At 62.1% G+C, this 21,233-nt stretch carries 21 protein-coding genes; 8 read left to right on the top strand and 13 right to left on the bottom strand.

Annotated features, from left to right (window positions below):
* The first annotated feature begins 42 nt into the window (after positions 1 to 42).
* The 4 genes from AC0QTX_RS04595 (at position 43) to AC0QTX_RS04580 (ending at position 3,406) form a co-directional block, all read left to right on the top strand.
* A complete protein-coding gene (locus tag AC0QTX_RS04595) occupies positions 43 to 1,374 on the top strand; it encodes a family 1 glycosylhydrolase (RefSeq protein WP_474602641.1) in 1,332 nt (443 codons plus the stop codon).
* Between the two features lie 63 nt (positions 1,375 to 1,437).
* On the top strand, positions 1,438 to 2,247 hold the full coding sequence (locus AC0QTX_RS04590) for a TatD family hydrolase (RefSeq protein WP_474602640.1): 810 nt from the start codon (positions 1,438 to 1,440) through the stop codon (positions 2,245 to 2,247).
* Entirely contained in the window at positions 2,244 to 3,044 is an 801-nt protein-coding gene (locus tag AC0QTX_RS04585; protein WP_474602639.1) for an MBL fold metallo-hydrolase, read from the top strand. The genes AC0QTX_RS04590 and AC0QTX_RS04585 overlap by 4 nt, the downstream gene beginning before the upstream one ends.
* Positions 3,041 to 3,406, top strand: a complete 366-nt coding sequence (locus AC0QTX_RS04580) for a hypothetical protein (RefSeq protein ID WP_474602638.1) — start codon at positions 3,041 to 3,043, stop codon at positions 3,404 to 3,406. The genes AC0QTX_RS04585 and AC0QTX_RS04580 overlap by 4 nt, the downstream gene beginning before the upstream one ends.
* Positions 3,407 to 3,618: 212 nt before the next feature.
* On the opposite strand, the gene AC0QTX_RS04575 is transcribed toward AC0QTX_RS04580, so the two are convergent.
* Positions 3,619 to 4,059 (bottom strand): OsmC family protein, encoded by a 441-nt coding sequence (locus AC0QTX_RS04575; RefSeq protein ID WP_474602637.1) that lies wholly within the window; start codon positions 4,057 to 4,059, stop codon positions 3,619 to 3,621.
* A gap of 243 nt (positions 4,060 to 4,302) precedes the next feature.
* On the opposite strand from AC0QTX_RS04575, the gene mazG reads away from it, so the two are divergent.
* Complete coding sequence (gene mazG, locus AC0QTX_RS04570; RefSeq protein WP_474602636.1) at positions 4,303 to 5,148, top strand: nucleoside triphosphate pyrophosphohydrolase; 846 nt, start codon at positions 4,303 to 4,305, stop codon at positions 5,146 to 5,148.
* On the opposite strand, the gene hflX is transcribed toward mazG, so the two are convergent.
* From hflX to dusB, 7 genes are all read right to left on the bottom strand, one after another.
* Positions 5,143 to 6,537 carry a GTPase HflX gene (gene hflX, locus AC0QTX_RS04565; RefSeq protein WP_474602635.1) on the bottom strand — a complete coding sequence of 465 codons (1,395 nt, stop codon included), beginning with the start codon at positions 6,535 to 6,537 and terminating at the stop codon, positions 5,143 to 5,145. The two genes, mazG and hflX, sit on opposite strands and share 6 nt — an antisense overlap.
* A gap of 1 nt (position 6,538) precedes the next feature.
* The gene (gene hfq / locus AC0QTX_RS04560; protein ID WP_009491222.1) at positions 6,539 to 6,793 is read right to left on the bottom strand and encodes an RNA chaperone Hfq; all 255 of its coding nucleotides are present in this window, start codon (positions 6,791 to 6,793) and stop codon (positions 6,539 to 6,541) included.
* A 234-nt stretch (positions 6,794 to 7,027) separates the two neighbouring features.
* Complete coding sequence (ntrX, locus tag AC0QTX_RS04555; protein ID WP_474602634.1) at positions 7,028 to 8,398, bottom strand: nitrogen assimilation response regulator NtrX; 1,371 nt, start codon at positions 8,396 to 8,398, stop codon at positions 7,028 to 7,030.
* The gene (locus tag AC0QTX_RS04550; RefSeq protein WP_474602633.1) at positions 8,395 to 10,647 is read right to left on the bottom strand and encodes a sensor histidine kinase NtrY-like; all 2,253 of its coding nucleotides are present in this window, start codon (positions 10,645 to 10,647) and stop codon (positions 8,395 to 8,397) included. The genes ntrX and AC0QTX_RS04550 overlap by 4 nt, the downstream gene beginning before the upstream one ends.
* A gap of 100 nt (positions 10,648 to 10,747) precedes the next feature.
* Positions 10,748 to 12,214: a nitrogen regulation protein NR(I) gene (ntrC, locus tag AC0QTX_RS04545; protein ID WP_474602632.1), complete on the bottom strand. Its 1,467-nt coding sequence runs from the start codon at positions 12,212 to 12,214 to the stop codon at positions 10,748 to 10,750.
* 9 nt (positions 12,215 to 12,223) lie between these two features.
* On the bottom strand, positions 12,224 to 13,327 hold the full coding sequence (locus AC0QTX_RS04540) for a two-component system sensor histidine kinase NtrB (protein ID WP_474602631.1): 1,104 nt from the start codon (positions 13,325 to 13,327) through the stop codon (positions 12,224 to 12,226).
* The gene (gene dusB / locus AC0QTX_RS04535) at positions 13,324 to 14,343 is read right to left on the bottom strand and encodes a tRNA dihydrouridine synthase DusB (RefSeq protein WP_474602630.1); all 1,020 of its coding nucleotides are present in this window, start codon (positions 14,341 to 14,343) and stop codon (positions 13,324 to 13,326) included. Before dusB ends, AC0QTX_RS04540 begins: the two co-directional genes overlap by 4 nt.
* Positions 14,344 to 14,455: 112 nt before the next feature.
* Between dusB and AC0QTX_RS04530 the strand changes: the two genes are divergently transcribed.
* The gene (locus AC0QTX_RS04530; RefSeq protein ID WP_474602629.1) at positions 14,456 to 15,649 is read left to right on the top strand and encodes a bifunctional 2-C-methyl-D-erythritol 4-phosphate cytidylyltransferase/2-C-methyl-D-erythritol 2,4-cyclodiphosphate synthase; all 1,194 of its coding nucleotides are present in this window, start codon (positions 14,456 to 14,458) and stop codon (positions 15,647 to 15,649) included.
* The gene (locus AC0QTX_RS04525; protein WP_474602628.1) at positions 15,646 to 16,134 is read left to right on the top strand and encodes a CinA family protein; all 489 of its coding nucleotides are present in this window, start codon (positions 15,646 to 15,648) and stop codon (positions 16,132 to 16,134) included. The genes AC0QTX_RS04530 and AC0QTX_RS04525 overlap by 4 nt, the downstream gene beginning before the upstream one ends.
* Here AC0QTX_RS04525 and AC0QTX_RS04520 read toward each other — a convergent pair whose 3' ends face one another.
* The 3 genes from AC0QTX_RS04520 to lipA are packed head-to-tail and all read right to left on the bottom strand — an operon-like array spanning position 16,135 to position 18,121.
* Positions 16,135 to 16,602 carry a type II toxin-antitoxin system RatA family toxin gene (locus tag AC0QTX_RS04520; protein WP_474602627.1) on the bottom strand — a complete coding sequence of 156 codons (468 nt, stop codon included), beginning with the start codon at positions 16,600 to 16,602 and terminating at the stop codon, positions 16,135 to 16,137.
* Between the two features lie 3 nt (positions 16,603 to 16,605).
* Positions 16,606 to 17,130, bottom strand: a complete 525-nt coding sequence (locus tag AC0QTX_RS04515) for a P-loop NTPase family protein (RefSeq protein ID WP_474602626.1) — start codon at positions 17,128 to 17,130, stop codon at positions 16,606 to 16,608.
* Positions 17,131 to 17,161: 31 nt separating this feature from the next.
* Positions 17,162 to 18,121 carry a lipoyl synthase gene (gene lipA, locus AC0QTX_RS04510; protein ID WP_474602625.1) on the bottom strand — a complete coding sequence of 320 codons (960 nt, stop codon included), beginning with the start codon at positions 18,119 to 18,121 and terminating at the stop codon, positions 17,162 to 17,164.
* 258 nt (positions 18,122 to 18,379) lie between these two features.
* Here lipA and AC0QTX_RS04505 point away from each other — a divergent pair, with 258 nt between their 5' ends.
* Positions 18,380 to 20,335 carry a PAS domain S-box protein gene (locus tag AC0QTX_RS04505; RefSeq protein ID WP_474602624.1) on the top strand — a complete coding sequence of 652 codons (1,956 nt, stop codon included), beginning with the start codon at positions 18,380 to 18,382 and terminating at the stop codon, positions 20,333 to 20,335.
* A gap of 31 nt (positions 20,336 to 20,366) precedes the next feature.
* Here AC0QTX_RS04505 and AC0QTX_RS04500 read toward each other — a convergent pair whose 3' ends face one another.
* Entirely contained in the window at positions 20,367 to 20,822 is a 456-nt protein-coding gene (locus AC0QTX_RS04500; RefSeq protein ID WP_474602623.1) for a GFA family protein, read from the bottom strand.
* Positions 20,823 to 20,923: 101 nt separating this feature from the next.
* Positions 20,924 to 21,169, bottom strand: a complete 246-nt coding sequence (locus AC0QTX_RS04495; RefSeq protein WP_474602622.1) for a hypothetical protein — start codon at positions 21,167 to 21,169, stop codon at positions 20,924 to 20,926.
* Positions 21,170 to 21,233: the final 64 nt, after the last annotated feature.

Below are 21,233 nucleotides of genomic sequence, written 5' to 3'. Positions count from 1 at the left end.
CCGCTTTGATCGGCCTGAGAGGGCCCCAAGCGGAAGCGTTCGATGTACACCAGTTTCATGTTCGCCACCGGGATCGAGAACAGCATCCCGACGATCAACAATGGCCGCACCCGCATCGATCAGATGGAGAAGTGCGGCCACTACAAGCACTGGCGAACGGACTTCGATCTTCTTGAGGAGATCGACATTCAGGTCCTACGCTACGGGCCGCCGCTTCATACAAGCTTTCTCGGTCCTGAGCGGTACGACTGGTCGTTTGCGGATATGACCTTCGGCGAGATCCATCGCCGAAACCTCATCCCCATCGTGGACCTGTGCCATTTCGGCGTGCCCGACTGGATCGGCAATTTCCAAAACCCGGATTTCCCAGAACTTTTCGCAGCTTACGCCGAGGACTTCGCGCGCCGCTTTCCCTGGGTTCAGCTCTATACCCCGATCAACGAGATGTTCATCTGCGCCCAGTTCTCGGCAGCCTATGGCTGGTGGAACGAGCAGATGCGCAGCGACCAGGCTTTCGTGACGGCGCTCAAGCACATGGTAAAGGCCAATGTACTGGCCATGGAAAGGATCCTGAAGATCCGGCCGGATGCCCTGTTCATCCAGAGCGAGTCGTCAGAGTATTTCCACGCCGAGAACCCGGCTGCCATCAAGCCTGCCGAGATCATGAACGCCAGACGCTTCCTGTCCCTCGACCTGAACTACGGCCGACGGGTCGACTCAGAGATGTACGAGTTCCTGATGGATAACGGCATGACGCGGGACGAGTACCACTTCTTCCTGAGCCGTTCATCGCTCCGCCACCACTGCATCATGGGAAACGACTATTACGTCACCAATGAGCACAGGGTCGCAGCGGACGGACTGACGAGGGCCGCCGGAGACGTATTCGGCTACGACGAGATTACCCGGCAATACTACGATCGCTACAAGCTGCCAGTCATGCACACCGAGACGAACCTCATGGAGGGACCGACAGGCCAGGAGGCCGTGGATTGGCTCTGGAAGCAATGGGCCAACGTGCTTCACGTCCGCAATACCGGCGTCCCGATTGTCGGCTTCACCTGGTACTCCCTGACCGACCAGGTGGATTGGGACGTGGCTCTCCGGGAGGAGAACAACCGCGTCACACCCGTGGGCCTCTACGATCTCGACCGCAATATCCGCCCCGTGGGGCGGTGCTACAAGCAACTGATCCATGCTTGGTGCGATGTCCTCCCGGCCCAAAGCGTTTGCCTCGCCGTTCCCGTCGTCCGGCCCCAGGAACACGATGAGATCCAGGTCCGCAGACATCAGGAACGGCTGCGCAAGATGCGTCGCAAGGAAACGAAGGAGGACGACGAACCCGTGGCGACAGCCCAGGGTGGGCATCGGTAGACGAGGGCGTCGATCCGATTTATGCAGCCTTGCCGCTAGCCGCAGAGGAGGGCGCCTTCACCGATGTTGGTAGACAGCCATTGCCACCTGGATTTTCCGGATTTTCAGAGCCGCCTCCCCGAGGTTCTGGCTGCCGCTTCAGTGGCCGGCGTCGGTCGGATGGTAACCATCTCGACCCATGTGGAGCGCTTCGACACCTATCTGGCTCTGGCAGAGGCGCATGAAAGCGTTTTCTGCACGGTCGGCACCCACCCTCATAATGCGGCCGTGGAGCCGGATGTGCCGGCGGACAGGCTCATCGAGCTGTCGCGTCATCCGCGCTGCATCGCCATCGGCGAAGCCGGCCTCGACTACCATTATGACAAAAGCCCGCGCGACGTGCAGCAGCGGGTCTTCCGCATCCAGATCGAGGCGGCCCGCGAGACCGGACTGCCGCTGGTGATCCATGCCCGAAACGCCGACGAGGACATGATCGGAATCCTGTCCGAGGAGATGAGGCGAGGGCGCTTCGATGCGGTTCTCCATTGCTTCTCGTCCGGCGAAAAGCTTGCCCATGTTGGCGTCGAACTAGGGCTCTACGTCTCATTCTCCGGCATCCTGACTTTTCGGAATTCGGAGGAGATCCGCCGAATCGCAGCCGCCGTTCCTCGGGACCGGCTATTGGTCGAGACCGACGCGCCCTATCTCGCTCCCGTCCCGTACAGAGGCAAAACCAATGAGCCTGCCTATGTGGCTCATACAGCCAGCGTCCTTGCAGGGGTCTTCGGCGTGACCGATCAGGAGATCGCCGACCTGACGACGGCCAACTTCTATCGGCTGTTCGCCAAGGCGGCGGCTGCCGACGCTGAATTCAGGCAGGCGCTTGCATCATGACGCTGCGCTTGACGATCCTGGGCTGCGGATCCTCTGCCGGCGTGCCACGCGTGGGTGTTGGCTGGGGCTCCTGCGATCCGAGCAACCCTAAGAATCGGCGCAGGCGCTGTTCCGTGCTTTTGGAGAGGTTTGCCCCGGATGGCGACGTCACGACCGTGCTTGTCGATACCGGCCCGGACGTTCGCGACCAGTTGCTCGGTGCCAATGTCCGCAGTCTGGACGCGGTTCTCTACACTCACGAGCATGCCGACCACATTCACGGGATCGACGATCTGCGCCCGCTCGCCATCGTCCAGCGCCAGCGCATCCCAGTCTATGCCGACCGGATAACCAGCGAACTGCTTCTGATCCGCTTCGGCTACTGCTTTGAGACCCCCGCCGGGAGCAGCTACCCGCCAATCCTGAAGATGCACCATCTGAAGCCCGGGGTCCTGACCACAGTGCCGGGGCCCGGCGGCATCGTCGAGGCGATGCCGTTCAGGATGGTCCATGGGGACATCGACACCCTGGGATTCCGGTTCGGGAGCATCGCCTATGCTCCGGACGTGAGCGAGATGCCCGAAGAGAGCCTCCGACATTTAGAGGGCTTGGACGTCCTGATCCTCGATGCCTTGCGCTACACGCCTCATCCGTCACATTTCTCCGTGTCGGAGGCTCTGGACTTCATCGCCAAGGTCAAGCCGAAGCGGGCCATCCTGACGAACCTTCACACGGATCTCGACTATGAGACGCTGCGGAGCGAACTGCCGCCGCATATCGAGCCTGCCTATGACGGATTGCAGGTCGAAGCGCCATGACGAGGCGGCGGAACGATCAGCACCCGCACACACCAGATGGGCGCTATTTCGTAGTTCGCGGTCGATTGTGGCGTCTGAGCAATCCGTATCTTGAGTCTCAGGAGCGTGAGCGCCTCGTGCACGACCTGATGGCAGCGCGCCGGGCAGTCCGCAGCGTCAAGGACGATCCGGAGGCTTTGGCCGAGATTCGTGGTCGGGTTGATGCCGCAAAGCGGGCTCTTGGTGAACGCGGACCGGTGTGGTGGAGTGACGGCGCGCCGGATTATAACCGACAACTGGTAAGAGACACGCCATACGCTCAATGGTTTTTCTCCCTCGGCACGGCATCATATACCCATCAGCAGGAAGAGACAGCCGAGTGATCGATCAGTTTATGTTCCATAATATATCTTATGCGAATTATGCATTAATGAGTCCTGGCCTCTCCCCTCTGGTTCGAACTGATCTTTCTGTGGGTCTTGTCGAGGATTTCGGTTGGCGATGACCGGCTTCGATGCCGATCACCGCTTGGCTTCCAACCAAGTAGTTTGCTCAAATTGAAGCAGCGGGATGCCACGCATCCAGGCTCTTTGCTCTAGGATGTGGCTTCAGGTTCTGCCGCCTCGCTCGAAGCTGTCCAGCTATGAGTGATCTCAGCCACGGCTCCGAGCATAATGGAGGCCGAGCAGTACTTCTCCTTGGACAGCTGGATCGCCCGCTCGACCTTCGCCGGCGCCAAGTCCTTGCCCATGACCCGGTATTCGAGATGGATCTTGGTAAAGACTTTGGGATCCACCTCCGCTCGCTCTGCCGTCACCTCAACCTCGCAATCCGAGACATGCTCCCGGCCTTTTCTGAGGATCTGCACCACGTCGAAGGCCGTACAGCCGCCTAGCCCGATGAGAAGCATCTCCATGGGGCGGATCCCCAGGTTGCGCCCGCCATATTCAGGCGCACCGTCCATCACCACGGCATGTCCGCTGCCAGATTCCCCCACGAACATCATCCCATCGACAAGTTTGACTCGCGCTTTCATCCTGCTCTTCCTCAATCATCTCAAAGTGGGCAAATCGATCCATACACCCCTTCTTCAGGGACATGGCACAAATCCAGCTGGCCGCTGGTTCTGTTCTCAGACTAGAGCACCGGACGTGACAAGTGGATTTGCACTTTTGGACCTGATCGATGCCCCTTCCTGAATGCGCCCAACGTGCGGAAAACCGGGTCCACTTTTCTGCACGATGGGCTATGAGACAGGCTCAGCGAGCAGGACATCACCATGAAGCCTTCATCCGACATCACGCGCCTTCTGGAGATCATGGCGGCCTTGCGGACACCCGAAACAGGTTGCCCCTGGGACCTGGAGCAGGATTTTGCGTCGATCACGCCATACACGCTCGAGGAAGCCTATGAGGTCGTGGATGCCATAGAACGCGACGACATGGCTGACCTGCGGGACGAGCTCGGCGACCTGCTGCTTCAGGTGGTTTTTCATGCCCGCATGGCCGAAGAGCAGGGTGCCTTCGCGTTCGGAGATGTAGTCGAGGCGATCACCAAGAAGCTGATCCGGCGACATCCCCACGTCTTCGGAAGCACCAAGAACCTGTCTCCTAAGGAGGTGAAGAGCCTCTGGGACTCGATCAAAGCGGACGAGAAGGCGGACAGAAAGGCAGAGCGCGAGATAATGGGCTTACCGCCTGAGGTGCATGAGTCCTCCTTTCTCGGCGGCATTCCAACGGCCCTGCCCGCCCTGACACGAGCCCAGAAGCTGACGGCCAAGGCCGCTAAGGTAGGTTTCGACTGGCCTGACGCAGAACAAGTTATCGATAAAATTCACGAGGAACTGGAGGAAGTTAAGGAAGCATCTTCATCCGGCAACAGAGACAGGATCGAGGATGAGATTGGCGATCTGCTGTTTTCCGTCACGAACCTCGCCCGTCACTTCGCCATCGACCCTGAACGGGCGTTGCGGCGCACGAACGCCAAATTCGAGCGCCGCTTCAGGGCTGTCGAACAAGCTCTTGGGCAGCAGGACCGGAGCCTCGACGAGGCGTCGCTCGAGGAGATGGAGCGGCTCTGGGTTGCCGCTAAGATGGCCGAGCGGGAGCCCGGCGCGTCTTCATAGGACGCGGGCCTCGGGAAAGCGGTTCAGGAATCGCGGCTCCTTACCGGCCACGAGACGCACATGAAGCACGGTGTGCCCGTTCTCCTTCGTCTGGCGATCGAGAATCTCGGTGTTCTCGTGGAGCCATGCAAGCCCCTGCCCGTCCTCAGCCGCGACATCGACCTCGTAGGTCATACGGCCCAATGCCAGATGCTGCTCGATGGTGGCGAGCAGTTCGGGGATCCCATCTCCGGTCAGGGCCGAGATGAGGATCGGCCGCCTCTCCTCTCCGGTACGCTGCGAGGTGGTTGCAAGTCGATCCCGGTCCTCCTCCGAAAGAAGATCGGCCTTGTTCCAGACCTCGATGATGCGCCGCGTGTCATCCGGGTCGATCCCGAGCTCCCGCAGGACCACGGACACGTCGCCAGCCTGGGCCTCTGTTTCGCCATGGGACACGTCGCGCACATGCAGCAGCACATCGGCTTCGACGACGTCCTCCAGAGTGGCCCGGAAGGCTGCTACCAGCATGGTGGGCAGATCCGAGATGAACCCGACGGTGTCTGACAATATAGCCTTTTCGCCATGGGGAAGATCGATGGCCCGAGATGTGGGATCAAGGGTCGCAAACAGCATGTTCTCGGCTAGAACGTCGGCCTGCGTCATGCGGTTGAAGAGCGTGGATTTGCCCGCGTTCGTGTAGCCGACAAGCGCGATGATCGGATAAGGCACTCGCCGGCGGCTCGTCCGGTGCAGGGAGCGTGTTTTGACGACGCCCTCCAGATCCCGCTCGATCCGGCTCATCCGCTCCTGGATCATGCGCCTGTCGGCTTCGATCTGTGTTTCACCAGGGCCGCCAAGGAAGCCAAAGCCGCCGCGCTGGCGTTCAAGATGGGTCCAGGAGCGGACCAGCCGGCCCTTCTGATAGGACAGATGCGCCAGCTCGACCTGAAGGGTACCCTCTTTCGTCCTAGCTCGCCGGCCGAAGATTTCGAGAATCAAACCTGTCCGGTCGATGACCTTGGCGCCCCAGGCTTTTTCGAGATTGCGCTGCTGCACGGGGCTGAGCGCACAATCCATCACAACGAGCCCGATCTCTTCGGCCCGGATCATTCCGGCCAATTCATCGACCTTGCCGCTCCCGATAAAGGTGGCAGGACGAGGCGAGGATAGGGGAGCGATGAGCGAGTTGACGATAGTCAGGTCGATGGCAAGAGCGAGGCCTGAAATCTCATCGAGACGAGCTTCCGGAGGGCGAGGGTTGCCCCCCTCGCCTTCGGACTCCGTGGAAACGCGCCGCCTGCGCGTCAGGTATGGCCCGACAACAAGCGTCCTCGTACCCGCCGCGACCTCTTTCTCGGGTTCGGCAAGCTGAGCGAGACGTTCTTCCCCCGGCGTACGTGGTTCCGTCACCTCAAGCCTTCTCGCCAGCCTCGTCGATCTGATCGAACAACTGAACGGGCTGTCCAGGCATAATGGTGGAAATGGCGTGTTTGTAAACCAGCTGGGAGTGACCATCCCTGCGCAGCAGGACGCAGAAATTATCGAACCAAGTTACGACTCCCTGGAGCTTCACTCCATTCACGAGAAAGATCGTGAGAGGTATTTTCTGCTTCCGGACATAATTCAGAAAGGTGTCCTGAAGGTTCTGCGCGCGATCGCCCGCCATTGAAGTTGCCTCGCCAGCCCATCGCCGCCGGTCTTGGCTATGGGGCCGCCTGAATATGATTGTCCGCTTTCGTGCGGTCGTCGACCGGCGTTCTTATTACAGGGCGAACAGCCGCGTTCGGCAAGGGGGACGCGACGGTTCTACCCCCTCGGAGCGCATTTTCCCGTGGATTTCTAGGTTTTAGTTCCAGCCGGACGGAAGGGGCTTGGCCTAAGGGAACATCGGGGGCGGGTTTTAGCCACCGATGCCGAGGGATTTCAGCTTCCGGTGCAGCGCCGAGCGCTCCATGCCGATGAACTCCGCCGTCCTGGAAATATTGCCGCTGAACCGGGCAATCTGGGCCAGGAGGTACTCCCGCTCGAAGATTTCACGGGCGTCACGGAGCGGCAGGCTCATGAGCTTTTCGCCCCCTACCCCGCCCGGCGTGCTCGGAACGAGGGCGCCGATCTCCGAGGGCAGCATGTCGGCCGTGACCTCTGCTTCGGGATCACCGGAGGTCAGGATCATCAAGCGCTCGACGTTGTTTCTCAACTGACGGACGTTGCCGGGCCAGTCGTGCGACTGCAGCACCGCCATGGCGTCTTCCGCGATGCGCCGCCTCGGCAAGCCCGTCGTCGACGAGATCTGCTCCATGAAGAACTCGATCAGCTCCGGCACATCCTCGCGGCGCTCTGCCAAGGACGGCACCCGGATCGGAATGACGCCAAGGCGGTGGAACAGATCCTCTCGGAACCGGCCGGCAGCGATTTCCGCAGGCAAGTCGCGGCTTGACGACGAGACGATGCGCACATCCACATGCACCCGGGTCGTTCCGCCGATACGCTGAAAATTCTGGTCCACGAGAACTCGCAGGATGCGGTTCTGAGTCTCCCGCGGCATGTCGGCGATCTCATCGATGTAGAGGGTGCCGCCATGAGCCTCCTCAAGTGCGCCCACGCGTCGTCCTCCGCCGGCCCCGCCTTCGGTGCCGAAGAGTTCAGCCTCCATGGTGTCGGGCGTGATGGTTGCGGCCGACAGCACCACGAAGGGGCCATTGGCGCGGGTCGAGAGGCCGTGAAGGGTCCGTGCGGTCAGCTCCTTGCCGGAACCGGGCGCGCCGGTAATCAGGATGCGGGCATTCGTCGGGGCCGCCCGCTCGACAGCTTGGCGCAACTGGTTGATCACGATGGATCTGCCGGCAATGCGGCTCGCCTGAACGGAACGGGAGCGCAGATCGCGCACCTCGCGCTTCAGACGGGACGCTTCGAGGGCGCGTTCGGCCACAAGCACGAGGCGGTCCGCCTTAAAGGGCTTCTCGATGAAGTCGTAGGCACCGGCCTTGATGGCCGATACAGCCGTCTCGATGTTTCCGTGGCCCGAGATCATCACCACGGGAAGGTCCGGATGCTGGCTCTTGACGATCTCGAGCACTTGGAGACCGTCCAGGCGACTTCCCTGCAGCCAGATATCCAGGAAGACCAGGTGAGGACGCCGCGTCTCGATGGCGGCCAGGGCGTCGTCGGACGTCCCTGCCGTGCGTGTGCGGTGCCCTTCATCCTCAAGGATGCCGGCCACGAGTTCGCGAATGTCGACTTCATCGTCGACGACGAGAATATCAGCGCTCATAGGTTTGCCCTGCGAGAGTCATTCCGGCTGGAAGAGGTCGATGTCTCTTCCAATGAAATCTGTTTCGTCTTTGGGATCCACATGCGAACCTGCCCCCCCCGTCCAGCGGGATTGTCGGCAAGCTCCATGCCGCCCCCATGGTCTTCCAGGATCTTTGCGACGATCGGCAATCCCAGGCCGGTTCCACCCTCACGGGTCGTCATGTAAGGCTCCAGAAGCCGCTGCCGCCCTTCGACCGGGAAGCCCTTGCCGTTGTCGGTCACGGCCAAGATCAGGTAATCCGGATGCGTGACGTCCAGCAGGATGGCGATCTGCCCCTGGCCCCTCTCCGCCTCCGGAACCGCCGCGATGGCTTCCGTCGCGTTCTTGACGATGTTGGTCACAGCCTGAGACACGAGCCGACGGTCAAAGGGAGCAACGAGAGGCCCCTGCGGCAATTGATCGACGAACTCGATCTCAGGATGGGCGATCTTCATCATGAAGACCACCTGTCGGATCGTCTCAGCCAGATCCTCATTGCCGATGGTCGGCTTCGGCATGCGGGCAAATGACGAGAATTCATCGACCATGCGCTTGATGTCGTCGACCTGCCGAACGATGGTGTCCGTGCATTGATCGAACACCTCACGGTCGGTGGTGATCACCTTGCCGTATTTCCGGCGGATTCGCTCGGCCGAGAGCTGGATCGGCGTCAGGGGATTCTTGATCTCGTGAGCGATGCGGCGCGCCACATCCGCCCAGGCGGAAGTCCGCTGCGCCAACACGAGATCCGTGATGTCGTCAAGGGTGATCACGAGATCCCTTTTCTCGCTGCGCGTCTGCTCGCTTGTTACACGAACGTTGATCGTGCGCTCCTTGCCCCTGCGGGCGATATGAATCTGCTGCTGCATCAGCCGCTGGCGTCCATGGCTCATCTCCTCCACCAGCGAAGTGACCTCCGGCAGGATCATGGTGATCGGCTTGCCGAGAAGTTCCTCTCTCGAGGACCCGAGCAGGGCCTCCGTCGAAGGATTGACGATGGTGATCATACCCCGGGCATTCACGCCGATGACTCCGGCCGAGACACCTGCGAGAACCGCTTCTGTGAAACGCCGCCGCCTGTCCATGAGCTCGCTGGCTGTGGTGAGTCCGTCATGCTGGCGCCGCAGCTCGGAGGTCATCTTGTTGAAGGTCTCTCCCAGATGCCCGAGATCCCCTTCACCCCTTTTGACCGGAACCTGGACATAGAAGTTGCCCGTAGCCACCTGGTCCGTGGCATGAATGAGACGCCTGATCGGCGCCACCAAGCGGTTTGCGAAGTTCAGCCCGAACCAAACCGCCGAGAGTAGAACGATCAAGGCGATGAGCGTGAACATGGATGCGAAGGCGATCTGGATACCTGCCTTCTTCTGGTCGAGCGCCTCATAGAAGGCCACCCCAGTCTCGGCCACCTGGGGGAACTCGATGGCGCGCGGATCCACTTCGCGGGCAACGTAGAGGATGCGTCCGCCGTGAGCATCGAGTTTCAAGGCGGAGCGGAAGATGTTGCCGCTGCCACGGGTGAAAAGGCAGAGAGCCTCTTGGGAGCTCGCCTCCCGAAGGTCGGTCTGGGTCGGCTGAGGGATGTTGTCGACCTTCTTCACCTCGATCCGCTCGACCACCGTACCGTCCGGATCGACGATCATGGCAAGCGGAAAGCCGAGGAAGACCGCGCGCGAGTTCATGAACTCCCGGAACAGGTTGCGGTCGGCATCGAAGAGAACCTTCGCGCGATTGAGGTCGGCCGCCATCAACTGGGTTTCCCGCGCCAGTGTCCGGCACTGCAACTCCCGATAGGAGCGTGCGATGGACACCGTGTTGTTCATGATGTCCTTGAGCGCCCCGGTGAACCAGGGATCAAGGCCGCGCTCCAGCGTCACCGTTGCAACGCCAGCGACGAGAATGGCAGGCAGAACGGCCACCAGGCTGAAAAGCCCAACGATGCGTACGTGGAGCCCCGCCGCTGCAGCCCCTGCCCTGCGCTCCCGCACCAGTTTCCGCGTCTGCCAGGCTACGATCCCAAGGAGGACGGCGATGAGAACGCCGTTCAGCGTGAACACCCACACGACGACATTGTGGGTCGGCAGAATGGGCGTAGCGCCGGCAAGGATCAGGAACGTGGCAAGCGCCGACGCCAAAGCCGACAGGACGGCTCCATAGCCCAGCCATCCCAGCCCGGTCTGGGATGGTTCCACCGCCTGACGTTGTGCAATGGTGTCCTGGTTGATCAAGCCTGAAGCCCCGCGAGGTCGGGTGCCCTGGGATCGGCACCCTGTCGTGGGGTGATGCACCAACACAACACTGTGGTCAAATTATTACAGCCCAGGCCGGTCAGGTTCTGTTCGAGCGAACAACCATGAGGTCCAGGTCCCGCACCTTCTTGCGCAATGTGTTGCGGTTGACCCCGAGAAGTTCAGCCGCCCTGATCTGGTTGCCACGGGTCGCCGCCAAGGCCGCACCGATCAGCGGACCTTCGATCTCGCGCAGGATCCTGTGATAGAGGCCCGGAGGCGGAAGCGAATCCCTGAAGCCTGAGAAGTATTCGTTCAGGTGCCGTTCCACGGCATCCGATAAGCCTTCCGATGCTTGCAGCGCAGGCTGGGTGGATTTCCCGGCGGCTTGCGGCGGCAGGAGCGGCTGAGAGTCGAGCTCCGCGTCGATGATCGCTCCGGTGATCGTGTCCTGGGGGTAGAGCGCAGCCAAGCGCCGCACGAGGTTTTCCAATTCGCGGACGTTGCCCGGCCAGCGGTAGCGCTTCAGCCGGTCCATGGCCTCCACGTCGAGCTGCTTCCGGCCAAGCCCCTCCTTTTCCACCAGCACGAAGAAGTGACGGACGAGATCCGGGATGTCCTCGACGCGCTCGCGAAGGGGTGGAAGCCGCAGCGGAACCACATTCAGGCGAAAATACAGGTCCTCGCGGAAGAGGCCCTGCTGGATGAGGACGCGCAGGTCCTTGTTCGTCGCGGCCACGATTCGGACATTCGTCTTGATCGGCACACGGCCGCCGACGGTCGTATACTCGCCCTGCTGGAGGACCCGCAGAAGGCGGGTCTGCGCCTCCATCGGCATGTCGCCGATCTCGTCGAGGAAGAGGGTTCCCCCCTCGGCCTGCTCGAAGCGTCCCGTGCTGCGGGCGGTCGCTCCGGTGAACGCACCCTTCTCATGGCCGAACAGTTCGGATTCGATCAGTTCCCGCGGGATTGCCGCCATGTTCACGGCCACGAACGGACCCTGCCGGCGCTTGCCGTAGTCGTGGAGCGCCTTGGCGACCAGCTCCTTGCCTGTTCCGGATTCACCTGTGATCATCACGGTAAGATCCGTGGGCATAAGACGGGCGAGCGCCCGGTAGATCTCCTGCATCGCCTGCGAGCGTCCGACGAGCGGGATGTCCTCGTTTTCCGGCGCCTGAGGCGCACCGGTGGGCGCGGTGCGCGGACGGGAGAGCGCCCGGCCGACTACGGCCACCAGCTCCTTCAGGTCGAAGGGCTTGGGCAGATACTCGTAGGCGCCGCGCTCCGAGGCCTTGATGGCGGTCATGAACGTGTTCTGCGCGCTCATGACGATGATCGGAAGATCCGGCCGGATCTTCTTGATGCGGGGCAAGAGATCGAAGGCGTTCTCATCGGGCATCATCACATCGGTGATCACGAGATCGCCCTCCCCTTGAGACACCCAGCGCCAGAGGGTGGCTGCGTTGCTCGATGAACGGACCTCGTAGCCCGCCCGCGAGAGCGCCTGGTTCAGGACGGTCCGGATGGCGGCATCGTCGTCGGCGAGAAGAATCTGTCCGCTCGGCATTGGTCAGCCTCAAAAATCCGCGCCGCGACCGTCGCCGGCGCGGTGCATGGGCAGGAGAATTCGGAAGGTGGTCCGCCGGGGTGCCGGCTCGCATTCGACGATGCCGCCATGGTCGCCCACTATCTTGGCAACGAGCGCAAGCCCAAGACCACTGCCCTGGACCTTTGTGGTCACAAAGGGGTCGAAGAGGTCGCTCATCAGTTCAGGCGGGATACCGGGTCCATTGTCCATGACGCTCAGCTCGATCGGCAGGCTCACACGCTCCTGCGAGCCGGGCACCTGTAGCCTGACGCCCGTGCGGAACGCGGTCGACAGAATGATTTCCCCGTCCGAAGCATCGATGCCGATGGCCTCGGCGGCGTTCTTGACGAGGTTCAGGATGACTTGGATCAGCTGATCCCGGTTGCCGAGCACGGGCGGGAGCGACGGATCATAGTTCTCAGCAAAGCGGATGTGGCGGGCGAATCCCGACTGTGCCAGGCGCTTCACGTGTTCGAGGACGCCATGGATGTTGACGGGCCCTCGTTCCACCGGCCGCTCTTCGCCAAAGACCTCCATGCGCTCCACGAGCTTCACGATGCGGTCGGTCTCGTCGCAGATGAGCCGCGTCAGCAGCCTGTCGTCCTCGTTGGCCGATTGCTCGAGAAGCTGTGCGGCGCCACGGATCCCTGAGAGGGGATTCTTGATCTCGTGGGCCAGCAGTGCACCCAGCGCTGTGATGGAACGGGCGGCTCCGCGATGGGTGAGCTGACGGTTCATCTTGTCGGCGATGGTGCGCTCCTGGAGCATGACGATCACATGGTCGCTGTCGTCCCCGAGCGGGCATGCCGAGACATCCACGATGCGCTCGGCGCCAAGGCGCGGACTGCCGATATCCACCCGATGCTCGCTGACGCTGGAGCCCCTCTGGCGGACATCCTCAACCAGCGCCATCACCGGAGAACCGAAGGGCAGCAGGTCGCTGAGCTTCTGGCGCTGCATCATGCGCAGGCTCATCTCGAAGAACGACTCGGCCGCGGCATTGGCATGGGTGATCCGATGCTCCGGCCCCACCGTGAGGACCGGTATCGGCAGCGCATTCATGATCAAGTCGTTGATCGGAAGAGCTGTCATGCAGCTTCTCGCTCGAGGCGGCTGTAAAGAGAGCGCAACAACCCGATCACTGTTCCCGAATCCTCCGATGTGACCAGCTCCATCCGAATCCCAGGAGGCACACGGAAACCGGAGGCGAGCGCCACATCCGCATAGGCCGCAAGGTGCTTGCGGGCATGGCGGATGCCCGTCTTCTCCCCGTAGAGGGAGAGCAGTCCCTCGTAATGCTCGATGGCGATTGCCGTCATCTCTTCCGGCGACGGATCGGGAATGATGCGCCCCTGAAGCGCTGCGCCGATCTGACCGACGAGCCAGGGACGCCCGACGGCGGAACGTCCGATCATGACGGCTGCGGCTCCCGAGGCGGCAAAACAGCGCCGCGCCTCCTCCAACGACCCGATATCGCCGTTGGCGATGACCGGGATGTCGACCGCCTCCACGACTGGCGCAATGGCGCTCCAATCGGCCTGCCCTTTGTAGAACTGCTGGCGGGTACGGCCATGAACCGTCACAGCCTTGACACCCAAAGCCTCGGCCCTGCGGGCGAGATCTGGTGCGTTGATGCTCTGATGGTCCCAGCCAAGCCGCATCTTCACCGTGACGGGAACGCTGGCAGCCTGCACCGTTGCTTCGATCAGGCGGGTCGCATGGTCCAGATCGCGCATGAGGGCCGATCCGGCATAGCCGCCGATCACGCGCTTTGCCGGGCAGCCCATGTTGATGTCGATGATGCGTGCCCCTGCCCCTTCGGCCACCCGAGCGGCCTCGGCCATCCAGCGAGGTTCGCAGCCGGCGAGCTGGACGACGTGCGGCTCGATTCCCGCCCCCTCGGCACGCAGCTGCGCCTCTTCTGACCCTTGAACCAGCTCGTCGGAGGCCACCATCTCGGAAACGACGAGGCCAGCCCCCAGCCGCTTGGCGATGCGCCGAAAGGCGACATCCGTCACGCCGGACAGTGGGGCCAGGATTGCCCCGCAGTCCACCTTGATGGATCCAATGCTGAAGCCAGTATCGCCTATTTTTTGATCAAATTCCATTGTGCCTATTTGATAGCCATTTTGAGCGGAGGCGCAAGCTCTTCCGCGTGGAGATTTGCCTTCTTTCGCCAGCCCTGTAAGGAGAGCGCCTATTGCGGAGACCCTTCCCGATATGTCAGTTGCCGCCCTCATCGTTGCCGCAGGACGTGGATCACGAGCGGGAGAAGGGATTCCAAAGCAATACAGGGATCTCCAGGGTCAGTCGGTCCTGGCACGGACCCTTAACCGATTCCTCTCCCATCCCGGCATCGATCACATCTTGGTTGTGATCCACCCTGACGACCGGGATCTCTATGAGGCAAGCATCGCGGCCTTTGCACCCCTCCCGCCGGCACTTCTGCCATGCGTCCATGGCGGCGATACGCGCCAGGATTCCGTCAGGAATGGCCTTGAGGCCCTCGCCTCTTCAGCTCCCGAGACTGTCCTCGTCCATGATGCAGCCCGCCCTTTCGCGAGCCCAGACCTCATCGACAGAGCGATTCAGGCGGCCCGCCGCTGGGAGGCGGCCGTTCCAGGAACGCCCGTGACCGACACGATCAAGATGATCGGCAACCGGTCGGAGGTCGTCTCGACCCCTGACAGGGCCAGCCTCAGGGCCGTGCAGACGCCGCAGGCCTTCCGGTTCCGCCTGCTGATCGAGGCTCATCGCAAGGCTGCAGCCGCAGGGATCCACGCCTTCACAGACGATGGCGCTCTTGCGGAATGGGCTGGACTGCCGGTTCATGTGTTCGAGGGTGAGAGCGGGAACATCAAGCTCACTCATCCGGTCGATTTCCAGGAGGCCGAGCGACGACTGAAAGGCTCATCAATGACGTACATCACCAAGCTGGGCACCGGCTTCGACGTCCATGCCTTCGGCGACGGCGACCATGTCTGGCTCGGCGGGATCAAGGTCCCGCACGACCGGGGCGTCATCGCCCATTCGGATGGGGACGTGGTCCTGCACGCCCTCACCGACGCGCTGCTCGGCGCCTTGGCCGACGGGGACATCGGAACGCACTTCCCGCCCAGCGACCCGCAATGGCGCGGCGCCTCTTCCGACCGGTTCCTTGCCCATGCGGTGAACCTGGTGCGGCAGCGCGGCGGCATCGTCGACCATCTCGACATCACCCTCCTCTGCGAGACACCGCGGCTTGGGCCTCATCGGGAGGCGATGCGGCAGCGCATTGCCGAAATCGCCAGGCTCCGGCTCGATCAGGTCTCGCTGAAAGCGACCACCACCGAGAAGCTGGGCTTCACCGGCCGCCGGGAAGGCATCGCCGCCCAGACCGCCGCAACCATCCGCCTGCCGGAGGTGAACCCATGATCCCGGACCTGAGAGACCGCGCCGCCGCCCTTCTCGATGCATATCGCCAGAGGGATCTGAAGATCGCCACGGCCGAGTCCTGCACCGGTGGGCTGGTCGTCGCCCTGCTGACCGAGATTTCTGGTTCGTCCGCCGTTGTGGAGCGCGGTTTCGTCACCTACTCGAACGAGGCGAAGACTGAGCTGATCGGCGTCCCTGCCGGTCTGATCGCCGCCCACGGGGCGGTCAGCGCACCGGTAGCCCGAGCCATGGCCGAGGGAGCGCTCGCTCATTCCCGAGCAGACGTGGCGGTGGGGATCACCGGGGTTGCGGGCCCGACCGGTGGAACGGCGACGAAGCCCGTCGGTCTCGTCCATTTCGGCCTGGCTCGCAAAGGGTCTCCGACGGTCCACCTGGAGCGCCGCTATGGCGACCTGGGGCGGGAGAACGTGCGCCGCCGCGCTGTGGAGGACGCGCTCTCGCTTCTGGAACAGTCGATCGGCTGATCAGGCGCGGGCCCGGGAGGGCACGCCATAGATCTCGTCAGCCCGCTCCTCGAAGGCCTCTGTGAACTTGCGGAAGGCCTTGTCGAAGACGCTGCCCATAAGGAGCCCGAGGGCGAAGCTCTTGAACTCGTAGTTGATGTAGAACTCGACGTCACAGCCTCCGGGGATCTCGCGGAAGGTCCAACGGTTCTCCAGATACTTGAACGGCCCATCTACATACTCGACCGTGATCTTACGGCGAGGGTCATCCAGGGTCACTCGGGTGGTGAAGCTCTCCTTGATGGCCTTGTAACCCACCGACATGGTGGCCACGAGGGTCTCGATGCCCTCCCCGCTCTGGACCCGACGCATGACCCGCAGATCCTCGCAAAGGGGCAGGAACTCCGGATAGCGCTCCACATCGGCCACGAGGGCGAACATCTGATCGGGCGTATGCTTCACGGGCCGGGTTGTGCGGAAGGTCGGCATGGCTCAGGCGGCCTCTCTGAAGGTTGCAAGCTCGGCCTCCAGGGCCGGAATGTCGGATCGGGAGCGCAGGACGTAAACGCGCTGGTCAGGACGCAGCCGCTCCAGCATGCGGGCGGTCTTCGGTCGCATCTTGTCCGGATAGGACCAGATCCAACGCATGAAGGAAGAATCGAAGCGTTCGACACAGCCGGGCCCCAGGTCCGGCCGGGTGCGTCCGTAGTTCTTGGCGACACGCCACAGCGCGCCGCCCAGGCACCGCCAGCGCGGCAGATCGAGCCAGACAACAGCCGTCGCACGGGGCACGCGGATGTCGAAGGTGCTGGCGTAATTCCCGTCCATGACCCAGGCCGGGCGTGCGGCGAGCACCTTTACGTGCTCGCGCCATTCGGCCTTCGTCGGCGTCGTCCAGCCAGGGCCGAAATATTCACGGTCGAGGTGGATCAGAGGCAGGCCGAGGCGCTCTGCGAGGCGGCTCGCCAGGGTGCTCTTGCCCGCGCCCGGGCTGCCGATGACCAGAATGCGCTGCATGCCTCGTCCAGGTCGTTAGCTAAGCTTCTCGTCAGCCGAGCTTCGCGAGACGGGCCGCCTTCAGCTTGGCAAAGTCCTCGCCCGCGTGATGCGATGAACGCGTCAGCGGGGTCGAGGAGACTAGGAGGAAACCCTTGGCATAGGCCGTGGTTTCATAGGCCTTGAATTCGTCAGGCGTGACGAAGCGGATCACCGGGTGGTGCTTCTTGGTCGGCTGGAGGTACTGGCCTATGGTCATGAAGTCCACGTCCGCCGAGCGCAGGTCGTCCATGAGCTGGAGCACCTCGTTCCGCTCCTCACCGAGGCCCACCATGATGCCGGACTTGGTGAAGATGGTCGGGTCCAACTCCTTCACCTGCTGCAGCAGGCGGATGGAGTGGAAATAGCGGGCGCCGGGGCGGACCTTCAGGTACTTTGACGGCACCGTCTCGAGGTTGTGATTGAACACATCGGGCTTGGCCGCGACGACGACCTCCAGAGCACCCGGCTTCCTGAGGAAGTCGGGAGTGAGGATCTCGATGGTGGTTTTCAGCGAGCGGGCACGGATGGCGTGGATCACATCCGCGAAGTGCTGCGCACCGCCGTCAGCGAGGTCGTCACGATCCACGGAGGTGATCACCACGTGCTCGAGGCCGAGCTTCTCCACCGCCTTGGCTACGCTCTCGGGCTCGTTCGCGTCGAGTGCCTGCGGCAAGCCGGTCTTCACGTTGCAGAAGGCGCAGGCTCGGGTGCAGGTGTCACCCATGATCATGAAGGTGGCGTGCTTCTTCTCCCAGCACTCGCCGATATTGGGGCAGCCAGCCTCCTCGCAGACCGTCACGAGCTTGTTCTCGCGCACGATCCGGTTGGTCTCGGCCCATTTTGGCGAGCCCGGCGCCTTCACGCGGATCCACTCGGGCTTGCGCTGCTGAACCGGCTGGTCCGGCCGATGCGCCTTTTCCGGGTGGCGAGGGCGCTGATCCTTGTTCAAAAGGTCGAGAACGACGGCCATGAAGCTAAACCTTTGGGCGAAGGGACCCCGCCCCTTCCTGACGTGCGCCTGATTTAAGGCTTTCGGGGCACAATCGCAAATGCTCAGATCGCGGGGCAGGCCTTCTTTTCGGGCTCTATGTGCGCCGATGTCCCTCCCTCAGCCCGGCAGAATGCCCAGGAGAGCATCGCGATCGCCAACTTCTGAGTTTCTGCCTGAACCGAAGTCCCTGATACCCGTTACCAGCCTGTTCACTTCAAGGTGTTGGGACACGAGGCTATGAACCGGACGTCGAAGCGGAACGGGATCGAGGCGATTCCGCCTGCAGAACAGGTCCTGGATGCTCTGGCTGGTCCTGTGGCCGTGCTCGATGGATCAGGTACCATCATTGCCATCAATCAGGCTTGGCGCGACTTCGGTCGGGCCAACAGCGGCAGGGACGTCCGGCATGTGGGAACGAACTACCTCGATATCTGTGATCGCGCTGTCGGAGTAGAAGCGGCCTGCGCAAAGACCGCCGCCGCTGGCATCCGGTCAGTGCTGGCGGGTCAACCAGCCTTTTCGATCGAGTATCCGTGCCATTCCCCCACGCAGATGCGCTGGTTCCAGCTTCGTGCTTCTCGTCTGGACTATGACGGTCATGTCTATTCCGTCGTGGCTCACCACGACATCACCGACCGCATACTGGTGGAGCAGGAGCGGCAAGGCCTTTTGGCAAAGGCTCATCGGTACCAGGAGCAGCTGAAGGCGCTGGCAGCCGTGTCTACCAGGATTGCCGCAGCAGATGCTCCCGAGTCGATCTTTCATGAGGTCACGGAGCAGGCGCGTCTCATCATCGGTGCTCATTGGGCCGCCACCCACGCGCTCCCCTATGCCTTATGGCCGAGCGATCCCGTCGTTATCTCGGTCTCGGACAAGTACCGCAACCATCCTGCGACCTCCCTGGCCCAGAGTGGTGCCGGCATATACTCCCATGTGATCCAGCTCGGACGCCCGCTTCGTCTTACCCAGATGGAACTCGACTCCTATCCGGAACTGCAGGATACCCACGTCGGGGAGCCCTCCTCCCCGGCAATGCCTGGGGTGCTTGCTGTCCCCATAACCGGGCTGCAAGGCGGGACGCTGGGCGTGCTCATGCTACTGGACAAGCAGAATGGCGAATTCACCGCAGACGACGAAGCCATCCTGATCCAGCTCGCCCAGATCGCTTCGGTCTCCGTCGAGAACGCCGTTCAGACGAGAGCCGAGCGGGAAAGTCGTGAGCGCCTCTGGGCAACTCACGAGCATGCTGGCGTCGGCATCGCAGAAACCAATGCTGGCGGTAAACTTCTGACCGTCAACAGGGGATTGTCTGCCATCACCGGGTACTCCCGGAGCGAACTCCTGAACCTGAGCATCTTCGATCTCATCCACTCCGATGACTCTGGAGCCGAGCGTGCCCTCTACGAACGACAGGTCGCGGGCGAGCTCAAAACATACTCGTGGGAGAAGCGCTCGATCCGGAAAGATGGATCGAGTGTCTGGCTGAATGTCTCGTCGACAGCGGTCTTCAATGAGCAGGGAAGCTTTCAGTACAGTGTTCGGGTCATTCAGGACATCGATGAGAGGAAGCGCTTCGAGCAACGCCAGGTTTTGCTCGTTCGCGAACTCCATCATCGGGTGCGCAACACCCTTGCTGTCGTCCAGGCTCTGGCGGGCGCGACGGCCCGCACGACAACCAGCATCCGGGAGTTCAACCGATCTTTCTCGTCCCGGATTGCCGCCCTTGCCAAGACCCAGACCCTTCTGACGGAGGATTACTGGCAGACGGCACCCTTGCGGGAGATGCTGAAATGCGAGCTTCAGCCTTTCTGGGCGAAGAAGCATGAGCGCTTCAGGCTTGAGGGACCTGAGGTGAATCTCTCGGCAGATCTCGCTATCCCGCTGAGCATGGCTTTCCATGAGCTGACAGCGAATGCGGCGCAATACGGAGCGCTGTCCGTGCGCAAAGGGTGCATTGCCGTCCAATGGGAGCTAGTGACGACAGAGGGTCAGAGGGAGCTCCATCTCACATGGGTGGAGCAGAATGGCCCTCCTGTCGAGCAGCCGGCGCACAGCGGCTTTGGGTCATTCCTGCTCGAGCGCGTTCTACCGTCACAGTGTCATGCAAGATCGGATCTCAGTTTCGATCCAGCAGGGTTCCGGTGCGAGATCCATGTGCCTCTGATCACGCACCGGTTCGTGCCTGAATACTGACCTTGCGATGCAAGCCCTCCTGAGTGCCCGTTCAGCTCGCACTCCGTGCAAAATCCTCAACCAACTGGGCATAGCGCTCCACCGGCGGGAATTTCTCGAAGCTGTGGATCGCCGGCGTCTTCGCCCAGGGCAGCGCCTCGCAAGTATAGGTCTCAATGAATGGCGTGAAGTCCCTCCCATTGTCGAGCATCGTCGCACGAACATTCACGAACTCTTCGAGCCCTTCCGGCCGCGTGAACAGCCAGCTCATGCAATGGGGGCAGAATAAGTGTCGGGTGGCACCGTGAAGGCCGCCGATCACCGGCTCTCCCTGTGTCACCTCGAAAGCAGAGCTCGAATAAAGTGAACTCAACGAGAAGGCGCTGGCGGTCATGCGTTGGCAGCCCGTACAATGACATGCCATCGTGAGGATGGGAGCACCACGGACTTGAAACCGCACCTGCCCGCACCGGCACTCGCCTTCATGTGTTTGATCCCGACCTGCCATTGCATCCTCCATAGCGCCCGTGCTCCGAACGCTCTCGCGTATCACGACCTCCTGTCAAGGCAGGGCCTGAGGGGATTCTATCGCCTGACACCTCTCTCAAATCACAGAGCCTTGTCCGGCTTTCCTGAGGCAATCTTAGGAACGACCACGCCCTCTACCGGCGCGCTCTCGCCAGCACTATCGAGGTCGATGACGATGGGCACTGCACCCTCCCCAGAGGCCTCGTCTGAGTGCGGAACCGGAAAGCCGTCAGCCGTGAGGATCGGATAGTTCCACCAGGCATGAGGACAGAGGCGAACGGTGAAGACGCCCGCCGTTGCTGTGCCGCAGCCCTGGCGCTTGACCAACCAGACGAGATCGCGACCCGGGATCAGCCCCTCTGCGGTCCTTTCTGAGGAGCACAGGCACCGC

Source organism: Microvirga sp. jy35, assembly GCF_056148915.1.
The sequence above is the reverse complement of the archived record's forward strand: the minus strand, read 5'-3'. Positions and strand labels throughout refer to the sequence as shown.

Coding starts and splice junctions, on each gene's coding strand:
- AC0QTX_RS04575 (WP_474602637.1), bottom strand. CDS start 4,059: ATGAAAGCGCGAGTCAAACTTGTCGATGGGATGATGTTCGTGGGGGAA.
- AC0QTX_RS04525 (WP_474602628.1), top strand. CDS start 15,646: ATGATCCCGGACCTGAGAGACCGCGCCGCCGCCCTTCTCGATGCATAT.
- AC0QTX_RS04540 (WP_474602631.1), bottom strand. CDS start 13,327: ATGACAGCTCTTCCGATCAACGACTTGATCATGAATGCGCTGCCGATA.
- AC0QTX_RS04590 (WP_474602640.1), top strand. CDS start 1,438: ATGTTGGTAGACAGCCATTGCCACCTGGATTTTCCGGATTTTCAGAGC.
- AC0QTX_RS04520 (WP_474602627.1), bottom strand. CDS start 16,602: ATGCCGACCTTCCGCACAACCCGGCCCGTGAAGCATACGCCCGATCAG.
- hfq (WP_009491222.1), bottom strand. CDS start 6,793: ATGGCGGGCGATCGCGCGCAGAACCTTCAGGACACCTTTCTGAATTAT.
- AC0QTX_RS04500 (WP_474602623.1), bottom strand. CDS start 20,822: ATGGCAGGTCGGGATCAAACACATGAAGGCGAGTGCCGGTGCGGGCAG.
- AC0QTX_RS04585 (WP_474602639.1), top strand. CDS start 2,244: ATGACGCTGCGCTTGACGATCCTGGGCTGCGGATCCTCTGCCGGCGTG.
- ntrC (WP_474602632.1), bottom strand. CDS start 12,214: ATGCCGAGCGGACAGATTCTTCTCGCCGACGACGATGCCGCCATCCGG.
- AC0QTX_RS04505 (WP_474602624.1), top strand. CDS start 18,380: ATGAACCGGACGTCGAAGCGGAACGGGATCGAGGCGATTCCGCCTGCA.
- AC0QTX_RS04595 (WP_474602641.1), top strand. CDS start 43: ATGTACACCAGTTTCATGTTCGCCACCGGGATCGAGAACAGCATCCCG.
- lipA (WP_474602625.1), bottom strand. CDS start 18,121: ATGGCCGTCGTTCTCGACCTTTTGAACAAGGATCAGCGCCCTCGCCAC.
- ntrX (WP_474602634.1), bottom strand. CDS start 8,398: ATGAGCGCTGATATTCTCGTCGTCGACGATGAAGTCGACATTCGCGAA.
- mazG (WP_474602636.1), top strand. CDS start 4,303: ATGAAGCCTTCATCCGACATCACGCGCCTTCTGGAGATCATGGCGGCC.
- dusB (WP_474602630.1), bottom strand. CDS start 14,343: ATGGAATTTGATCAAAAAATAGGCGATACTGGCTTCAGCATTGGATCC.
- AC0QTX_RS04580 (WP_474602638.1), top strand. CDS start 3,041: ATGACGAGGCGGCGGAACGATCAGCACCCGCACACACCAGATGGGCGC.
- AC0QTX_RS04515 (WP_474602626.1), bottom strand. CDS start 17,130: ATGCAGCGCATTCTGGTCATCGGCAGCCCGGGCGCGGGCAAGAGCACC.
- AC0QTX_RS04530 (WP_474602629.1), top strand. CDS start 14,456: ATGTCAGTTGCCGCCCTCATCGTTGCCGCAGGACGTGGATCACGAGCG.